We start from the raw sequence: 393 nt of genomic DNA on the forward strand, positions 1-393 counted from the left end.
AGGACGGCCAGGATGGCGGTGATCGCTTCGGCGCTGCGGGGCAGCAGCAGTGCGACGCAGTGTCCGGGAGCGGCGCCGTGGCCAGCAAGTAGGTGCGCCAACCGGGTGGAGGTGTCGTCGAGTTCGCGGTAGGTGACCGAGTGTTGGCCGCAGGTGAGGGCTACTGCGTCGGGGGTGCGGGTGGCTTGGGCGGTGAACAATGCCGAGATCGAGTCTGCGGTCGGGGTGGGGTGGGTGAGTGCGGTGCGATTCCCCAACACCTCCAACTCCGCGTACTCGGCCGGGCCGAGCAGGTCGATGTCGGCGAGGGGTTGGTCGGGTTGGGTGGTCATGGCTGTGAGCAGTCGTTGCAACCGCGCTACCAAAACCTCGATGGTGGCTGCATCGAAGACA

At 66.9% G+C, this 393-nt stretch carries 1 protein-coding gene; it reads right to left on the reverse strand.

Annotated elements, in window-relative coordinates:
- A partial coding sequence (locus AC5Y7E_RS24285) for an AMP-binding protein (RefSeq protein WP_499950961.1) occupies positions 1–332 on the reverse strand: 332 nt, incomplete at its 3' end.
- Positions 333–393: the final 61 nt, after the last annotated feature.

Source organism: Mycobacterium sp. NGS17, from assembly GCF_059813205.1.